This window comes from Candidatus Campbellbacteria bacterium (genome assembly GCA_016699465.1).
Taxonomy (GTDB): domain Bacteria; phylum Patescibacteriota; class Minisyncoccia; order Phycocordibacterales; family EsbW-18; genus EsbW-18.
Map to the genome: position 1 here is coordinate 433,687 of CP064977.1, position 17,293 is coordinate 450,979.

Here is a 17,293-nt window from a genome sequence, read left to right on the forward strand (position 1 = left end):
GACGATGCGGTCTCGCTGCCAATGAGCAGCTGATTCACGACTTGTTGCTTCTTTTTCTTCCTCTTCGCCATGATTCCTCCGATTCATCCAAGGTACATAGTGCTTCGTCTAACACACGAGCTATCTACACACAACCTACCCCCGAAGATACGTCGCGTCAAGATATAAAAAAGCACCCTAACCGAAGTTAGGGCGCATCACCGGACGAATCCAGATGGCTAACGCGAGCGGTCGAATGACCAATCCGGGACAGTGACAAAGTTGCCACGTCCCATCCTCGGAGCCTCCTGTCCCGTCGTAGACGTCCCCTTCCTCGAGGACATCCCCCGCCGTAAGGCGGATTCCAAACACCGTTGCGTGGGGATTCGAAGGATGTCGGTACTCCTGCGCAACTCCTTCCACTCTAGACCTCCTCATTCTGTGGCCATATCGAGAACCACATGTTAACAACAATACCCGAAAAGATACTACTCTTTTTTCAGGGAGATGACAAGTTATGAATCTATAAGGATCTCGATTCACCAAATATTCAAACTTTGAGTGCTGAAAAATTATTATTTCAAGTTTTGCAACTTTCGATTGGCAATCACCACAAGAAGCGGAGACGCAATGAAAATTGATGAGTACGTTCCCACAACCATACCAATGAGAAGTGTGAGCACAAAACTATGAATGACCGATCCTCCAAGGAAAAAGAGTACGAGCAACACAAGAATAACCGTGAGTGACGTGTTCAATGAACGTACATATGTTTCTTCCAAACTCTTCCCTACCGTTTCAGTAAATCCTTCCTTTGTGTGATGTTCCTTGTTGCGTCGTAGGTGTTCTCGAATACGATCAAACACCACAATCGTATCATTCACGGAGAGACCGAGGATAGTCAACAGCGCTACAATAAACAATGTATCCGCTTCAAGCCCTGCCGTTTTTCCCAAGAGTGCAAACACACCTGTTGGAATGGTAATGTCGTGTAGGAGTGCCAAAATAGCGATTAATCCATAAACCCAAGATGAAATTGGTTCAGATACTTTTCGGAACGTGAAAGCAACATATAAAATAATCATGAGCATCACGAGCGCGATTGCGATCCACGTTTTTCGACGAAGCTCTTGCCCAACAGTCGGACCAACAGAACTCAATCGTTCAATTTCTGGTTTGTAGCGTCCCTCTCCTGAAAGTGCTGTGAGTAGTGTTGTTCTATCGCCTTCTGAAAGTGTTTTTGTACGAATAAGCACACCTCCTTCTGCGGAATCACGAACAACAGCGCCTGCAAATCCTGCCTTTTCGAGCGTGGTGGTTAATTCAGGTCCTGTTGGGCGTGCATCTGCAAATCGTACAGAAACAATAGAACCACCAGTAAAATCAACGCTCGGATTGAGTCCCCACATGCCAATTGCGACGAGCGATGCAAGCACGAGAAGACCCGAGAGAGCGAAGAAGAAATTTTTATATTTGAGAATAAACATAGCGTACGTAGTAAGTAGTAATGATTATGCGTTAGTTACCCCACTTCCAAACAAGAATTTTGTCGTTCGTGTTACCTCCTTTGGAGCAAGGGCAAGAAGTAGTGTTCGCGTAATACTAATCGCCGTGAACATACTTACAATAACTCCAAGAAGAAGTGTAAGGGCGAATCCCTTAATCAAACTTGTTGTTGTGTAAAACAAAATAATTGCACTGATAACGGTTGTCATGTTTCCGTCACGAATAGAAAGCCATGCGCGTGAGAATCCTTCAGCAATTGCGTCGTGAATATTTTTTCCACTTCGAAGCTCCTCTTTCATACGTTCAAAAATAAGCACGTTTGCATCAACAGCAATACCAATAGTGAGAATGAAACCTGCGATACCAGCAGCGGTGAGTGTCACTGGAACAAGCTTGAAGAGCGCGAGCATGATGAGCGTGTACAATGCAAGTGCAACAACCGCAACAAGACCTGGAAGGCGGTACCAGAAAATCATAAAAAGTGCGACGATAAGAAAACCCCAGAGACCAGCTTGCACGCCCGCACTCATAAGCTCTTTTCCAAGAGACGCACCAACAGAATCGGCACCAACAAGCGTAATGGGAACAGGGAGAGCACCGAAATTAAGATTACGTGCCATTTCTTTTGCCTCATCAGCAGAAAGACCGGTAATAATTGCCTTTCCATCAGTAATTGTTGCTTGAATTGTTGGATCTCCTTTCATTTCTCCATCAAGGAAAATGGCGAGACGTTCACCAAGGTGCTTTGAGGTAATGTCGGCGAAAAGTTTTGTTCCCTCGTCGTTAAACGTAAGTGCAACAATTGGCTCTTGCACAATAGTTTGACGACTTTGATTAAATTGCAACTGAGCATTTTTAAGAAAACGTCCCGTGAGGCCCGTTGCAACATAGCCGGTCATAGTTGTTGTTGCGCTCGTTGTACCAACTTGCCCTTGAAATTCTTTTGCGAGACGAAACTCAAGCATTGGTGTCTTTCCGAGCTGCTTAATTGCGGCGTCAATATCAGTCACACCTGGAAGCTCCACAATAAGACGCTGTTCTTTTCCTGTTGCGATACGCGCTTCTTCAACTTGTACTACTGGCTCTGAAACACCGAAAACATTCACGCGGCGCTCAATCACATCACGCAGGGAATTCATCGCATTTCCAACATCGGCACTTGGTACACCAGAGACGTCGGCACTGTATGTGAGAAGTGTTCCTCCGGCGAGATCAAGACCTGCCTTAAATGCATACTTAGAACCAGGAGCTTGTGTGGAGTATACAAAAAATCCCAAACCAACGCCTGCGAGTAAAATAAGGACTGCAATAATTCGTGTTTTCATTCTATTGAGAGAGCAAAGATGCGAGGCATGTTTGCTTGTAGTATTTAATAAATAGTTTGTTACCCCTGTCTCGACATAACCCTAAAAATAACCATTCACGGTCATCTCATACAGGGTACCCAGACACATTGGTATATCACAAAAACACCCAAAACAAAAGGGCGTTCGCGCATCGCGCGAACACCCCAACTACACAGCGAAGAGATCTACTCACCACCGGGTCGAATGAGCCAATGGCACATGAGGAAACCTTCTCCTGCCACTCAAATTTTCTGAATGAGCTCCCTCACCATCCCAGAGAGTTCATTCACCCCTGTCGAAGAAAGCGGGGGGTGTGAGCGAGGTCTTCTGTGGTTTCCCTCGTCAAACAACGTCCACCGCCACACGGAGGATTGTCTCACGATCCTCCGCGTCAACCTCCAACGGCAACCTGATCACCCAAGCCGCCAGCTTCGTGTCGCCTAGACTCATTTTGCCTCCTTTCGTTGTCCTAAGGTTTTAACCAGATTCTGTGAATATATTATAAAAACACAATACCTCATTCCGATATCTCTGGTGACTGATACTTAACACATAGCAATAAATTATGAAAAAGCATTGCAATAGCAATTGGGCCAACTCCTCCTGGAACAGGGGTCATCACTGAAGCTTTTTGTGCACATTCTGGATCTGCATCCCCCACCACCTTGCCCCCCGCCTCGCTCGTGCCCGCGTCGAGAATAACCACGCCATCTTTAATCATGTTGGGCTTGAGCACGTGTGGCGCGCCGGCACCCAAAACAAGGATATCTGCGTTGTGTGTGTACGCTTCGAGCGTGTCACCGCGTTCGACCACGGCGACACGCGCACCCCAATGAGACAGCCATGTTGCCATGGGACCACCCACAAGCAACCCGCGTCCAACAACAACCGCGTTTTTCTCCGCAACGTCAACTCCTGCATGCTCCAAGATTTCTTTGCACGCGCCAACCACAGGTGGAAGGAGTGACATATCGCCGTTTTCAAAACGGGTTCGTGCCTCCGCGCCAAGTCCATCGACATCGTGCGACGCCGGAATCGTGTCTTGTATCTTTTTGAAATCAATGTGCGCCGGCAAGGGCAACTGTACGATGATGCCGTTGCTCACAGCAACAGCCTCGCGCACGTGTGCAACCAACGCATCGGTTGTCGTTGATTCAGGAAGCTCGAGCACCCGCACATCAACACCAACCGATTCACCGGTTCGTTTTTTGATCTTGATGAACTGTTGCGTTGCGGCATCAGACGAGAGCACAAACACGCTCAAAAGCGGCCTCTCAACAAGCGTTGAGACCTTGTGTGCAAGCGATTCGGTTATCTCACGCGCAATAGCGCGTCCATCAATGAGCATATGCATATTCTACCATTCATCACACATATAAAAATGAAACCCCCGTGCAGTGAGCACGGGGGGGCAAAGCTAGACATCAGGCAGCGCGAGTGTGAGAGAACACGAGACGCCCGGCGTCCCAAGCGAGGCCGTGGTCGACCTTGCCGGCGCCGACGACCCAGCCGCCGCTGCCGGCGTGCCAGAGGACGTTCACGAGCCGCAAGACGCCCTTGGCGTCCCGAACCCGGAACAGGTTCGCCCTGCCGTCGACGTGGAGCTTGCCACGCCGACCCTGACCCTGACGCTTCATCAGCGCCCAGATCTGGCCGCACGTGGCCTCCTCGACACCTTCGCCGAGCGCGGTGTTGATGTCCGCGCAGTAGGCGGTGCGGGTGAGCTCGTTGCGCCGGAGCGCGAGCGGAGGCTGCGCCTCCTCGACGAGACCGCCGAAGCAGCTCGTGAAGAAGCCGTCGATGTACCCCACCTTCACGCCGTCCGTCTTGCCCACCTTGAAGTGAGCGGAGACGTCGAAGCTCGGGATGGCGGCGATCTTCACCGTGTCGAGGTAGCGGAAGAGCGGCGGAACGGCCGGCTTCTCAATCTCGACGATGCGATGCGTGCCGTCGAGCACGCACTCGACATTCTGCAGCTTGCCGTCGACGTAACCCTGCACGATCCGACCGACAACAACAGGATCGAGAGACCCCTCCCTGACCCGTCGGAACCAGTCGTGTTGCTGTCGGGCAAACTTGCCCAATGCCGTGTCGTCTGCGACGTGAGTCATGACGACTCTCCTTTCATGCCCGCAGGTCTCCATTGACCGCGGTTGTGAAAGCTCGTATTTAAGCCCTCAAAACCACGGCCAATTGATTGGTTTAGAAAGAACACACGCACCAGTAGTACGCGTAAAAGTGGGGGTTGTCAATGTTGGTGAGATTTTTATAAAAATGAAACCCCCGTGCAGTGAGCATGGGGGCAAAGCGAGACATCAGACAGCGCGAAAATCAGCGGCAACGGAGCTGTCCCAGCTAGGGTTGATCCATTGCCCCATCGAGCAAACAAGATTCGCTTCTTGGTGCCAATATCCGTAGCGAACATACAGAAAGTTGGCAATATGCGAACGGTGGAAGGTATCACCGAGGAAGAACACCCGGATTGCATTTCCATTGGTATCCTTCTTCCACGACTCCGGCCAGAGCTCGGAACGCTTGATCAAGTAGTCAAGCACCTTGGCACCGACATTACCACCCGACTCATCAACCACCTTTCGGTGGTGACCCCCGTCGGCATCGATGGTAAGAAGGCTAAGCGGCTTACCATCAAGATACAACATGTCGCCCTGACGCTTGAGTTTGACAACGCCCGACTTCGGCGGGCTCATCCGCTCGAGTCCGAGGTCGTCAGACGGAAGCATACAGGGAACCGAGAAATCGATGGTGTGCTCCAGAGGATTGATCTCGTGCGTGCCGCGAAGAACCCCGATGTGAAGATCAAAGTCCGCCGGCCTGGACTTCACCATCTGAAAAAAGTCCAGAAGGTCTTGAACCGACCGCTTCCCATCCAAGACAAGCGGCCAGATTCCGAAAACCCAAAGCTTCCACAACCTCTCAGCCAGAATTTGGACGGTATTGGCGCCCATATTTTCTCCTTGCCCAGTATCAGTGGGCACAAGGGCCGCGAATCTCCATTGACCGCGGTTGTGAAAGCTCGTATTTAAGCCCTCAAAACCACGGCCAATTGATTGGTTTAGAAAGAACACACGCACCAGTAGTACGCGTAAAAGTGGGGATTGTCAATGTTGTGTGAATATAAGAAAACCCCGCCACGTCTTGCAAGACGGGCGGGGCCCAGTTCTTTGGAGTTGCCCCTTAGTTCGAGCGCGCGACATGAGGACGAAGATGCCCCTCATTCGTTTGTAGTCTATCAACAGTCGTCACTGTTGACCGCTCAAATCAGAGTTTCGGTGGGGGATTATCGCAAACGATCTCACCCCCAGGCTCCTAACGAGGCCAGAACCCGCGGCAGTAAGGGAGATGTGTGCTCAACACACATCAATTGTCTTACACCAAAACGCGGAATACCCCGAGCCCATTAACGCATGAACTAGGCGGAGTTAGTTTACCGCTCTCATAGCGGGAGTGTGAATTTGTGTCATAGCGCCCCCCACTCTGGCGCTTAAGGCTTCTTCATAGCCTTCCTTTCTGTTTTTTGTTGACATTGCGCCATACCCCCGAATGGAGCTGGCACTCATTTTCTGAAGAGTATTATACACACCTCAAATTATTTGTCAAGTATTTTATGATTATGTAGAGAACCATACCAAAAAACAGCCCTGTTAGGCCATTTTATGTTTTTACCTTTTTATTTCCCACATACCGGCGTTTACATACTAGCTAACTAGCTAATGAAGCTAAAAAGCTTCATTAAATTCCCGCCCGTGACAAAATCGTCTTCACCGTCTTGAGTGCAATTTTGAGGTCCAGTGTAATGTTTCTGTTTTTGATGTAATACAAATCGTAGGACAACTTCACCCGCGTCTCCCCCACGTCTGTTCCATGATGTGGATGGTTCTCGTGGTAGATCTGTGCCCACCCTGAGAGCCCTGGCTTGATAAGATGGCGCACATTATAGAATGGTACTTCTTGTTCATAAAGCTTTACCATCGCAGGAAATTCTGGACGCGGACCAATAAGAGAAATATCCCCACGCAACACATTCCACAATTGAGGTAACTCATCGATGCGAAGTGTGCGAAGTATTTTTCCTGTTTTTGTTACCACATACTTACTTGCAAGCACCGCATTCCCTGAATCACTTCCTGTCATGGTGCGTACTTTAAAAATACGAATGGTATGATTATTTTTTCCCACACGATCTTGCGAAATAAACATCGAACCGCCGTCTTCAAAACGAATAGCAAAATACACAAATGGAAAAAGTATGAGCGACACAACGAGAAGCGGAAGAGCAATGAGTATATCCATGCCTCGCTTTAAAAATTCATAGGTAAATTTTCGTGTCGCAGAAATATTTTCCAAAAACCAACTGTACTGCACCAATGAAAGCGGAACGCGATCAAAAATATCTTCGTACACTTTGTGCATGTCAACAAAACGCACGCCCGAAAACATGAGGTTATACAACTTAGGAAGAACCTGTACGACATTTTCGTGTTTGGTATCAACAACAATAGTAGTGATATTCTCCGAATACATTCGTTCAATGATTTCTTTTTGAAAGTCCAGATCAGAAACATTCGACAAATCAATTGATGATGCAAAAAAGATTCCGTAGCGAGGATTGCTATTTACTTCACGTTTAAGCTCATCCATCTCATTACCACTACCGATAAGGATTGCCGCTTGTCGTTCAGGCGATTCAAAAAACAACACGCTATTGCGCCTCCAAATGACCACACACACAAACGAGACCACAAGAAAAATGAAGAGCGTTGTTTTTGGAGTAATACCAAAATACGGAATGAAGTAGAAGAAGAAAATACCGAGGATACTATTCACCACCTGCGCATTCAAAATAATTGATGGAATACGTTTTTTAAGAAACGTCGTGTGCTTGTCATAGAGACCTGCAATAAAAAATACCAGAAGCCACAACACAAAAAGTATGGTAAATGGCTGGAAGTGGGACACGAGGGCACCCATATCAGGAATTTCAAAACGTCTTAAAAAAAGCGTCACCCACAAGGAAAAATAGAGAACGAGAACGTCCCCAAGAAAAAGAATGAGCGCTTCTGAGCGATTGACTATTTTCCCTACGGGCATGAGTACACACACAGTACATCAGAGAAGGCCACTTGTGAAGAGTGCTCCAAAGGGGCTACACCCTGCGCTTACTCTTGTTTCTTTATGTTTTTTGTCATTGCTATCGCAGTAACAGCTCAGGTATAGTGATGTCATGAACACGCGCAAAAAAATACTCTTTGTCATAACCAAGTCCAACTGGGGTGGCGCACAGCGGTATGTGTATGATCTGACCACGTCTCTCCCCTCACAAGAGTATGAGATCGCTGTTGCATGCGGAGGAACTGGTTTGCTAATAGATACACTCCACCAAAAAAATATTACTGTTTTTGAAATAAAAAGTTTTCAGCGCGATATTAGTTTTACAAAAGAGTTTTCCTCTTTTTTTGAATTACAAAAACTGTACAAAACATGGCAACCAGATATTGTGCATCTTAATTCTTCAAAAGCCGGCGGGCTTGGGGCACTTGCGGCCCGCTGTGCTCATGTTCCAAAAATTATTTTTACCGCACATGGGTGGCCATTTTGGGAACCACGAAACATATTCCAAAAATCACTCATTGCATTCTTTTCATGGCTTACCGTTGTTTTTTCACACGTTACAATTTGTATTTCTAAAAATGATACCTGCACAGCACAGCGAATGCCCTTATGTGCACACAAGATTCATTACATACCAAACGGTATCGAACCATACGAGACGCTCACTCGCCCTCTTGCACGAGAAAAACTATTTGATCAACACACAATCAATGAGCATGAGCACGATATTTGGATGCTCACCAATGCGGAACTAACGGCAAACAAAAATCACATTCGAGCCATTAATGCCGTTCTGTCATACAACCAATCTGCATCACAGAAAATTTTCTACGTACTCATGGGTGATGGAGAATCGCGCAACACTCTGTCTACATACATCACTACAAATACTGCCGAGAACCAAATAGCACTACTCGGTTTTGTAGAACATGGCGCAACATACTACAACGCATTTGATATTTTTTTCCTCCCTTCCCTCAAAGAAGGTGTGCCCTACGTACTTCTTGAAGCCGGAAATATTGGAATGTCGTGTATCGCGAGCAACGTTGGAGGTATTCCAGAAATAATCACGCATGAAAAAAGTGGAATTCTCGTATCACCTGAAAACTGCGATGAGATGAAAAAAGCCTTTGAAAATCTATCGAAAAACGGAGACCTGAGAGTAGCTTTTGGTACCGCACTCAAAAAAACTATCACCGAGCTCTACACAAAGAAACGAATGCTTGAAGAAACAGAACGTCTCTACAAATAGATAGTGTTCCCTATCGACAAACGTCTGCAAAATGTCTAGTATAGAGTCATGAGTACTGACGTTATTTTTGATGAAGGACCAATGACTTCGGTTGTTCTCCAGAACCACCAAAGTCCTCTTGTATCTCTTCTCATACAAAGTGGTCTTGTAAAATCTGAAGCCGGTGCACGTCTCACACTTTTTACTCTCGGCGGTGTGTGTATGACACTCGCACTTGTTATTTTTTTTAAAACAGCAACCGAACCCGGCATTACTCCGGCCCGCGACATTCCTCCGCTTACTCGAACCATCAATGCACACTAAATTCATACACCACTAAAAACAATCATTATGTATTTTCAAACACACCACACACACCAAGGTCGCGGGCAACGAGCTGGATTCACACTTATTGAAGTGTTGGTCTCCATAAGCATCATCGCTCTCCTTTCGAGTGTGGTTATGGCAGCGACAAACACCGCACGAAAAAATGCCCGTGACTCAAAACGCATTTCATCTATTCGAGAAATACAAACTGCACTCGAACTTTATTTTACAGATCATCAATCATACCCTGATGCGGACACATCAGAAACTTCTGGATTATCATCAGGTACCGGAGGTGTCTGGGACACGCCTCAAGATGGCGACTTTCTCCAAGTACTTGTTGACGGTAAATACTTGCAAGGAACCGTGCTCGATCCGCTAAACGAGACAGACAGCCAATATAATTTGCGATATTACAAGTTTCCTGCTGGCGCACTTGGTTGTCCTGAAAATCGTGGATCATTTTATGTGTTGGGAATTGCAGACATGGAAACCAGCAACGGACGACACCAACTTTCTCCTGGGTGGAGTTGCCCAGCAAAAGACGGAGGCGAACTACTTGATTTCGGAGACCCCACAGCTCCAGATACAGGATTTGAGTTTGTTGTTGGAAAATACGAAAGCTAGGTTTACAGTAATAGAAATTGGGAGTTAGAAGTTGGAAGTTAGTGATTGGTAAATACACAAGGATTTATTTCATACTTTAAATACGAGAATGGTTTTGTTGACTAACTAGCGCCAAAAAGGTATTGTTGCGATAGATTCGAACCTACAAGGAGAGCGCCATGCCTGAAAAAGCTGAAGTATGTTACTGCAGTTGCCATCGCAACCCCCCAGGTGAGGTCCATGTTGGGCCTTGTTGTAAAGGGTGTCCGGTGTGCGGAGAGCACATCAGGTTCTCGTGGTTTGAGGAACACCTGAAGAAACACGAGCAGGAACGGTGGAGGCTGGAGGAGTTCATACGAACCCATGAGAAAAATCCGCTCAGGTCAGACAGCGGCGGTCTCAAAGACAGTATCTGGGAAAGCATTCAACGAGACATGCTTCCATAGCAAACGATCCTCGCCCCGCCATCACACGATGGCGGGGCTTCTGTTTTTTCCACACACCTGGTCCGCCCACATCCGCGTCTTACTGCATCACTATTTCATCACCAAACACATCTCGATGAGCAGCACGACGATAGCAGCGCATACCAGAAAGAATTCCAAGAGATAAAAATTCTATGACGAGGTGACTTCCACCATACGACACAAACGGGAGCACTGTTCCCGTCACAGGGAGTAACCCCACATTCATACCAATATGAATAATTGCGGGCGCAACAAACGTAAGTGCCACGCCGACAGCAAACAATGTTTCAAAATTTGTTGCACCCAAAAATCCTTCTCGAATAATTCTCCACACCACAATACCAAAACAAAGAAGCAAAAGTATCACGCCAACAAATCCCCACTCTTCTGCAAAGGCGCCAAAAATAAAGTCTGTTTCGTACTCAGGTAAAAACTGAAGACGCGATTGAGTTCCAAACCCAACACCTTTTCCTAAGAATTCTCCCGACCCAACGGTAATCGTTGACTGATAGGCGTTATACCCAGCACCTTGGATATCAGTGAGCGGATTAAGAAATGTGAGAATACGCGCTTTTTGATAGCCCTGAAATACAAAACTCCACAATCCCCCAAACGCAAGTGCGCCTATCATAAATACAAGGGCCAAATGTTTTTTTGAAATACCAGACACAAGCACCATGCCAAACCACAAAAAGAAAGCAACAATTGCACCTCCGAAGTCTGGTTGAATAAAGAGTAGTAAGAAAAAAATGAGTGCGTAGAATCCCGAGACAAGAATGTGTCGTATGTGTGCAATCTCAACGTGTCGACGGGAAAAATATTTTGCCAATACAATCACCAGTATGAGTTTTGCCGGATCAGATGGTTGTAGAAAAAAAGCTCCGAAGTTAAAACGAGAAACTGCGCCCATAGTTACCGTTCCAAGAAAAAACAAAAGTGCCAGCGACGCAACAGACACCAGGAGTAACGTCACCACCACCGACGTGTTACGTAAGAATCTCCAATCAACAAGTCCTGCCGCAAAAAAAACAGCAAGAGATACACAGAGCCACACAAGCTGTTGCTCAAAAAACGTATTGGGTTCAATGAATGAATTCATGGTTACCAACCCAAATGCACACAACACAAGTGTTGCAGAAAGTAATACCCAATCAATTTGACGTAATGCGGTAAAAGACATACTTTCTAATCGCCACTTGTTTCAACACAACAATACATACCACGCTAACTAGTACTTCGACGAAAAAAGAGGGATCACATCAATGCGCGCGACCGCACTCGGAAATGGCTGTGGCCACGTAAAGACAATTTCTGCATCCGATGTACCTGAAAGTTTTTCAATTACCGTTCGTGATGCATGCATTGCGTTATCTTTGTCGTCGTACACAATTGCAACCACGGGAAGTTTCAAAAAAGTATCCAATGTTTTGTTTCGAATATGAGCAACCAGTCGAGGTGCCGTGTCTTCATTACTCATTTGTCTATCAATCACCTCAACATCTGGACGAATAAATGATGAGTGCACCCAATCAGGACTTGTGAGAAACTCAAAATCAGTGATTGTCGGAATACGTTCTTGTGTTTGTATACCTGTTTCAAAAATAGGAACAATGGTGTGTGGTGGTAAATACGCAGTCCCCTTTCGCTCATTCACGAGTACGTTGCGATTATCACGAAGACGAAACACATACGGCACAGCAACAGCTTCTAGTGCATCATTTGGATTTTCAACAAGTGCAACAGCCGTGTACGTTCCCGGTGCAACTTGAAATTCTTGCTGCCAATACGGAATTGGTTTTCCCGCTTGAAAACTGCACACACGTGTACATGAACCACCACAATCAACTCCATTTTCATTTCCATTTTGGATACCATCATCGCAACGAGCTGGTTTGTACATAATAAAAAAAGTCGGAATACCAATGAGAAGTACCAAAAAAAGTATTGTTCCAAATAAATATTTCGCTTGTTTTTTTGAAGCCCAGGACATGTGGATAATATTTAGAATATAGAATATGAAAGACAGCGTAAGAACATATACAGAATATCAGAAAAAACCTTTTTCAGAAACAAAAACACCGCCTTGTGAGCGATGTTTTTGATTGAATGCTTTGTTCTGGCGGCTACCTACTCTTGCCCTTACGGACTACCATCGGCACTAATGAGCTTAACTTCCGAGTTCGGAATGAGATCGGGTGTATCCCCATCGTTAAGCCACCAGAACAAAATTTTCAATCAGAATGAACTCTGACAACTGCATAAGTATACACAAACACTGAAGAGTGGCCCTTTTTTGAAAAATTGGAGTTCCTAGCAGGACTTGAACCTGCAACCTCCACCTATGCAAGGTGGTGCTCTACCTATTTGAGCTATAGGAACCCATTTTTATTTAAAAAAGGGTGATTGGGAGGGTGGGGTTCGAACCCACAACACTCGAGTTTTGAGCTCGATGCTCTACCGTTGAGCTACCTCCCCAATCGAAGATTGGTCGACCTGTCTCAGATTTCTCTGAGAAGAGATTATGATGTGGATCTCCCACATCATATCTCGTCAGGCCGTTAAAGAACACGAAGTGGTGGACCTGGAGGGATTCTAACCCCCAACCTCTTGGTTTAACAAGCGCTCTGACAAGGCTCATCCGTTAGGGATTTGAACCCCTGAAACCAACGGCTGTGTTGATTTCCCCATCCGTGGGTTATAGGACAACCCATTTTGAGCTACAGGTCCAAAATATTTCCACTCTTCAATGTTTGTGTAGTATTCCCCGACGTATACATCGGAGCAAAAAGAAATCAGCGCGCTATGAATCGATTTTCAGATTACCTAACAGGAGATGTCGACGAATTAGTACATCTCGGCTCCACACATTACTGTGCGTCCACCTAATGCCTATCAACGTGATCATCTCTCACGGGTCTTAATGATTTCTAATCTTGAAGTTGGCTTCCCTCTTAGATGCTTTCAGAGGTTATCCATTCCCGACATAGCTACGCAGCGGTGCACCTGGCGGTACAGCTGCCACACCAGAGGTCAGTTCATTCCGGTCCTCTCGTACTAGGAACGAATCTTCTCAAAAATCAGCGCCTGCAGCAGATAGGAGACCAACCTGTCTCACGCATGTTTCCAACGATTGCTCGTTGCATTGGACTATACCTTATACCTCGCTTTGCGAGTAAACCCAAAGTTCAAATTTCAAAGCTCAAAATTTTGGATTTTGTGCTTTGTGCTTTGGATTTTCTTCTGCATCGCAGAAGGCATGTTGACATGTAGTCTCTACGGGTAATTGTGAATTCTATTGAGGGGCCGACGCAGGGTCAGCCCGGAACTTTCTGATCGAGTCAGATGATCCAGCTCGTCAGCATGTAGCTGGCGAAAAAGACCAAGACGCTGAGCGCGATCTTGATGTCGCGATCGACGTTCCTCATTTCTTCCTTGGTAGGGTGAACGAAGAAGTCTCGACGACTGCACGCAGGAAGAAATCCCGGCATGAAAGAACCTCCTTTCTGGACAGAAATGTCCTCAATAGAACTCACAATCATTCCCTCGGAATTACCCATAAAGGGTTTTCCCGATATAAGTCAACTTACTTCATACACATTACTATGTATGACCGCCGTGATATGATTGGTTCCTTTTAGTTTTCATCTTAAAAGACGAAAAGATTTTTTGGGCAACCGATTTCATTTTAAAATCGGAAGTTTTATTAGACAACATTACTTCGAAGGGATTCAGACTGTTTTGAAACCAATCACAAAATCCAAAGTTCAAAATCCAAAAAAATTCTAAGGTTTAAATCTTAAAAAACTTTTTTGAGCTTTGTGCTTTGAGCTTTTGATTTCAGTTCCAGAACGGTCTGAACCCAGCTCGCGTACCTTTTTAAATGGCGAACAGCCATACCCTTGGGACCTTCTCCAGCCCCGGGATAAGGTGAGCCGACATCGAGGTGCCGAACACCACCGTCGCTATGGACGCTCGGGTGGTACCAGCCTGTTATCCCCAGAGTAGCTTTTATCCGTTGAGCTCCCCCCGCATCTAAAGCGAAAGGTCGGATCACTATGCTCTACTTTCGTACCTGCTCGACATGTCCGTCTTGCAGTTAAGCCCTCTTTTGCCATTACACTATCGGCACGGTTTCCATTCGCGCCTAGAGGACCTTTATAGACCCCTCCGTTACTTTTTAGGAGGGATTCGCCCCAAACAAACTACCTGCCAGATACTGTTCCCTACCGTTTTTGCCGTCAGGGTTAGAACGTACAATTCAAAAGAGTGGTATTTCATATTTCGAGTCCAGCAGAGCCAAAACCCTGCCTTCAACCTCTCCCACCTATGCTACGCATTTAACTCGTACGCCCAATATCAAGCTGTAGTAAAGCTTCTGGGGTCTTTTCGTCTAGCTGCAGGTAGAGGGCATCTTCACCCCCATTGTATTTTCACCGAGCGAGTCCTCGAGACAGTTCCCCAGTCGTTACACCATTCGTGCGCGTCAGAACTTACCTGACAAGGAATTGCGCTACCTTAGGACCGTTATAGTTACGGCCGACATTCACCAGGGCTTATACAGTTCAGCATATACCTTGCGGCACACACCCCCCGTACTTGACCTTCTGGCATTGGTCAGGTGTCACCCCCTATACATCCTCTTGCGAGTTCGCAGGGAGCTGTGTTTTTGATAAACAGTCGCCAGGGAGACTTTCGCTGCGGCCCACGTACTGCTACGTGGGCAGACCTTATTGCTAACTTACGGTCGCTTTTTTGCCGAGTTCCTTGAGGACCTCTCACTCGTTCGCCTTACTCTACTCGAGCTGAACACCGGAGTCGGTTTGCGGTACGGTCTGTGTGTATTTATTCTTAGAAGATTTTCTTGGAAGCGCGCTCTATACCATTCCCCAACCCGAAAGTTGAGTTCTCGAAAACACTCGGGATAGTGCCTGCCGGATTTACCTAACAAGCGCCCTCGTGTCCCCGACACAAATCCAATAATGTGCGATATATACAGCACTCCGTCTCTCCATCGAAATACACCCAGGTCATGGAATATTAACCATGTGTCCATCATGTTCGGATTTCTCCATCCACTTAGGCCCGACTAACCCTTCGCTGATTACCATCGCGAAGGAAACCTTGTTCTTTCGGCGTGCGGGTATTTCACCCGCATTGCGGTTACTTGTACCAACATTCGCTCTTCGGAACGCTCCACCGTGGCTCACGCCTTCGGCTTCATCGCAGATCCAAATGCTCTCCTACCACTGCACATGCACGAATGCACATACAATCCTCAGTTTCGGTACAATGCTTAGCCCCGATTGTCTGTGGCGCGAAGTCTCTAAATGAGTGAGCTGTTACGCTTTCTTTAAAAGATGGCTGCTTCTAAGCCAACTTCCTCAGTGTTTAAGAAACTTCACCTCCTCGACTGTGCACTTAGCATTGATTTTGGGACCTTAACTTGAGATCAAGGGCTGTTTCCCTTTTGACCAGTGGAGCTTAGCCCCCACGGTCTAACTGCCTAACACTTTACTCTTGGTATTCGGAGTTTGATTGGTCCAGCGAGATTTCTCCCTATCCAGACCATCCAGTGCTCTACCCCCAAGAGGTACGTTAGACGCCAGCCCAAAAGCTGTTTCGGAGAGAACCAGCTATTACTAGGTTCGATAAGCTTTTCACTCCAACCCACAAGTCATCCGAAGATTTTGCACCATCAACCGGTTCGGGCCTCCCTCCATCTTTCGACAGAGTTCACCCTGCTCATGGGTAGCTCACCTAGCTTCGGGTCTTATGCAGACGACTAAAAGTAGAAGTTGGAGGCCAGACTCGAAGATACCGAAGTACCTTTTCGCCTGACTTCTAACTTCTACTATGTTCGCGCTATTCACACTCGGTTTCCCTACAGATTCATCCGACAAAGGACTTATCTTACGCCGTGTGCATAAACTCGTTGGCTCATTCTTCAATAGGCACGCCATGACGGTCTTGCGACCGCGCTGACTCCTTGTAGGCATATGGTTTCAGATCTATTTCACTCCCCTCTCCGGGGTTCTTTTCACCTTTCCCTCGCGGTACTAGTTCACTATCGGTCTCAATGTGTATGTAGCCTTGCCGGTTAGTTCCGGCGGATTCCCTCAGGCTATTCGTGTCCTGAGGTACTCAGGAACGGTAACTAGAAAGATGTGTTCTTTTCGCATACAGGACTATTACCCTCTAGGGTCGCGCTTTCCAGCGCATTCTGCTAAGAACACATTTTGTAACTTTCTCCTTATCCGAAGACAGGCGTTACCGCCCTACAACCCCGCACGCATCACGCTGTACGCGATGCGTAAATCCAAAATCCAAAGTTCAAAATCCAAAAAAATTCTAAGATTTTAATTCTTAAAAACTTTTTTGAGCTTTGTACTTTAAGCTTTGTGCTTACCCATCACATCCAATGTGATGCGCACGGTTTGGGCTTCTCCCGTTTCGCTCGCCGCTACTAAGGGAATGACAATTGTTTTCTTTTCCACTGGGTACTGAGATGTTTCACTTCCCCAGGTATGCTCCTCATATTGCTATGAGATTATCGAGGGTTACTCGATAGGGTTTCCCCATTCGGAAATCTCCGGATCAAAGGTTGCTTAACACCTCCCCGAAGCTTATCGCAGTTACACCACGTCCTTCATCGCCACATTGAACCAAGGCATCCACCATACGCCCTTTAAATCTCCCGTTAG

The 17,293-nt window shown here is 46.7% G+C and carries 11 protein-coding genes, 2 tRNA genes and 2 rRNA genes; 3 read left to right on the forward strand and 12 right to left on the reverse strand.

Annotated elements, in window-relative coordinates:
- Positions 1–554 precede the first annotated feature (554 nt).
- The 6 genes from secF to IPJ70_02430 all read right to left on the reverse strand — a co-directional run bounded on the left by secF (position 555) and on the right by IPJ70_02430 (position 7,940).
- Positions 555–1,466, reverse strand: coding sequence for a protein translocase subunit SecF (gene secF, locus IPJ70_02405; GenBank protein ID QQR82117.1), 912 nt, complete (start codon positions 1,464–1,466; stop codon positions 555–557).
- A 24-nt stretch (positions 1,467–1,490) separates the two neighbouring features.
- Positions 1,491–2,810 carry a protein translocase subunit SecD gene (gene secD / locus IPJ70_02410; protein ID QQR82118.1) on the reverse strand — a complete coding sequence of 440 codons (1,320 nt, stop codon included), beginning with the start codon at positions 2,808–2,810 and terminating at the stop codon, positions 1,491–1,493.
- A 538-nt stretch (positions 2,811–3,348) separates the two neighbouring features.
- Entirely contained in the window at positions 3,349–4,179 is an 831-nt protein-coding gene (locus tag IPJ70_02415; protein QQR82119.1) for a bifunctional 5,10-methylenetetrahydrofolate dehydrogenase/5,10-methenyltetrahydrofolate cyclohydrolase, read from the reverse strand.
- Between the two features lie 76 nt (positions 4,180–4,255).
- A complete protein-coding gene (locus tag IPJ70_02420) occupies positions 4,256–4,942 on the reverse strand; it encodes a hypothetical protein (GenBank protein QQR82120.1) in 687 nt (228 codons plus the stop codon).
- A 204-nt stretch (positions 4,943–5,146) separates the two neighbouring features.
- A complete protein-coding gene (locus IPJ70_02425; GenBank protein QQR82121.1) occupies positions 5,147–5,917 on the reverse strand; it encodes a hypothetical protein in 771 nt (256 codons plus the stop codon).
- 664 nt (positions 5,918–6,581) lie between these two features.
- A complete protein-coding gene (locus IPJ70_02430; protein QQR82122.1) occupies positions 6,582–7,940 on the reverse strand; it encodes a sugar transferase in 1,359 nt (452 codons plus the stop codon).
- Positions 7,941–8,073: 133 nt separating this feature from the next.
- Here IPJ70_02430 and IPJ70_02435 point away from each other — a divergent pair, with 133 nt between their 5' ends.
- The 3 genes from IPJ70_02435 to IPJ70_02445 are packed head-to-tail and all read left to right on the forward strand — an operon-like array spanning position 8,074 to position 10,146.
- Positions 8,074–9,213 carry a glycosyltransferase gene (locus IPJ70_02435; protein QQR82123.1) on the forward strand — a complete coding sequence of 380 codons (1,140 nt, stop codon included), beginning with the start codon at positions 8,074–8,076 and terminating at the stop codon, positions 9,211–9,213.
- 48 nt (positions 9,214–9,261) lie between these two features.
- Positions 9,262–9,516 carry a hypothetical protein gene (locus IPJ70_02440; protein ID QQR82124.1) on the forward strand — a complete coding sequence of 85 codons (255 nt, stop codon included), beginning with the start codon at positions 9,262–9,264 and terminating at the stop codon, positions 9,514–9,516.
- Positions 9,517–9,543: 27 nt separating this feature from the next.
- The gene (locus tag IPJ70_02445) at positions 9,544–10,146 is read left to right on the forward strand and encodes a type II secretion system protein (protein ID QQR82125.1); all 603 of its coding nucleotides are present in this window, start codon (positions 9,544–9,546) and stop codon (positions 10,144–10,146) included.
- 504 nt (positions 10,147–10,650) lie between these two features.
- Here IPJ70_02445 and IPJ70_02450 read toward each other — a convergent pair.
- From IPJ70_02450 to IPJ70_02475, 6 genes are all read right to left on the reverse strand, one after another.
- Positions 10,651–11,772 carry a rod shape-determining protein RodA gene (locus IPJ70_02450; protein QQR82126.1) on the reverse strand — a complete coding sequence of 374 codons (1,122 nt, stop codon included), beginning with the start codon at positions 11,770–11,772 and terminating at the stop codon, positions 10,651–10,653.
- Positions 11,773–11,820: 48 nt separating this feature from the next.
- The gene (locus tag IPJ70_02455; protein QQR82127.1) at positions 11,821–12,582 is read right to left on the reverse strand and encodes a hypothetical protein; all 762 of its coding nucleotides are present in this window, start codon (positions 12,580–12,582) and stop codon (positions 11,821–11,823) included.
- A 124-nt stretch (positions 12,583–12,706) separates the two neighbouring features.
- Positions 12,707–12,814, reverse strand: a 5S ribosomal RNA gene (gene rrf / locus IPJ70_02460).
- Between the two features lie 80 nt (positions 12,815–12,894).
- Positions 12,895–12,971, reverse strand: a tRNA-Cys gene (locus tag IPJ70_02465).
- Between the two features lie 24 nt (positions 12,972–12,995).
- A tRNA-Leu gene (locus IPJ70_02470) sits at positions 12,996–13,068 on the reverse strand.
- Positions 13,069–13,416: 348 nt separating this feature from the next.
- Positions 13,417–17,290: ribosomal RNA gene (locus tag IPJ70_02475) — 23S ribosomal RNA — on the reverse strand.
- Positions 17,291–17,293: the final 3 nt, after the last annotated feature.

Excerpts from the sequence above, each read along its gene's own strand:
- secF (QQR82117.1), bottom strand. The coding sequence starts at position 1,466 with ATGTTTATTCTCAAATATAAAAATTTCTTCTTCGCTCTCTCGGGTCTT.
- secD (QQR82118.1), bottom strand. The coding sequence starts at position 2,810 with ATGAAAACACGAATTATTGCAGTCCTTATTTTACTCGCAGGCGTTGGT.
- IPJ70_02415 (QQR82119.1), bottom strand. The coding sequence starts at position 4,179 with ATGCTCATTGATGGACGCGCTATTGCGCGTGAGATAACCGAATCGCTT.
- IPJ70_02420 (QQR82120.1), bottom strand. The coding sequence starts at position 4,942 with ATGACTCACGTCGCAGACGACACGGCATTGGGCAAGTTTGCCCGACAG.
- IPJ70_02430 (QQR82122.1), bottom strand. The coding sequence starts at position 7,940 with ATGCCCGTAGGGAAAATAGTCAATCGCTCAGAAGCGCTCATTCTTTTT.
- IPJ70_02435 (QQR82123.1), top strand. The coding sequence starts at position 8,074 with ATGAACACGCGCAAAAAAATACTCTTTGTCATAACCAAGTCCAACTGG.
- IPJ70_02440 (QQR82124.1), top strand. The coding sequence starts at position 9,262 with ATGAGTACTGACGTTATTTTTGATGAAGGACCAATGACTTCGGTTGTT.
- IPJ70_02445 (QQR82125.1), top strand. The coding sequence starts at position 9,544 with ATGTATTTTCAAACACACCACACACACCAAGGTCGCGGGCAACGAGCT.
- IPJ70_02450 (QQR82126.1), bottom strand. The coding sequence starts at position 11,772 with ATGTCTTTTACCGCATTACGTCAAATTGATTGGGTATTACTTTCTGCA.
- IPJ70_02455 (QQR82127.1), bottom strand. The coding sequence starts at position 12,582 with ATGTCCTGGGCTTCAAAAAAACAAGCGAAATATTTATTTGGAACAATA.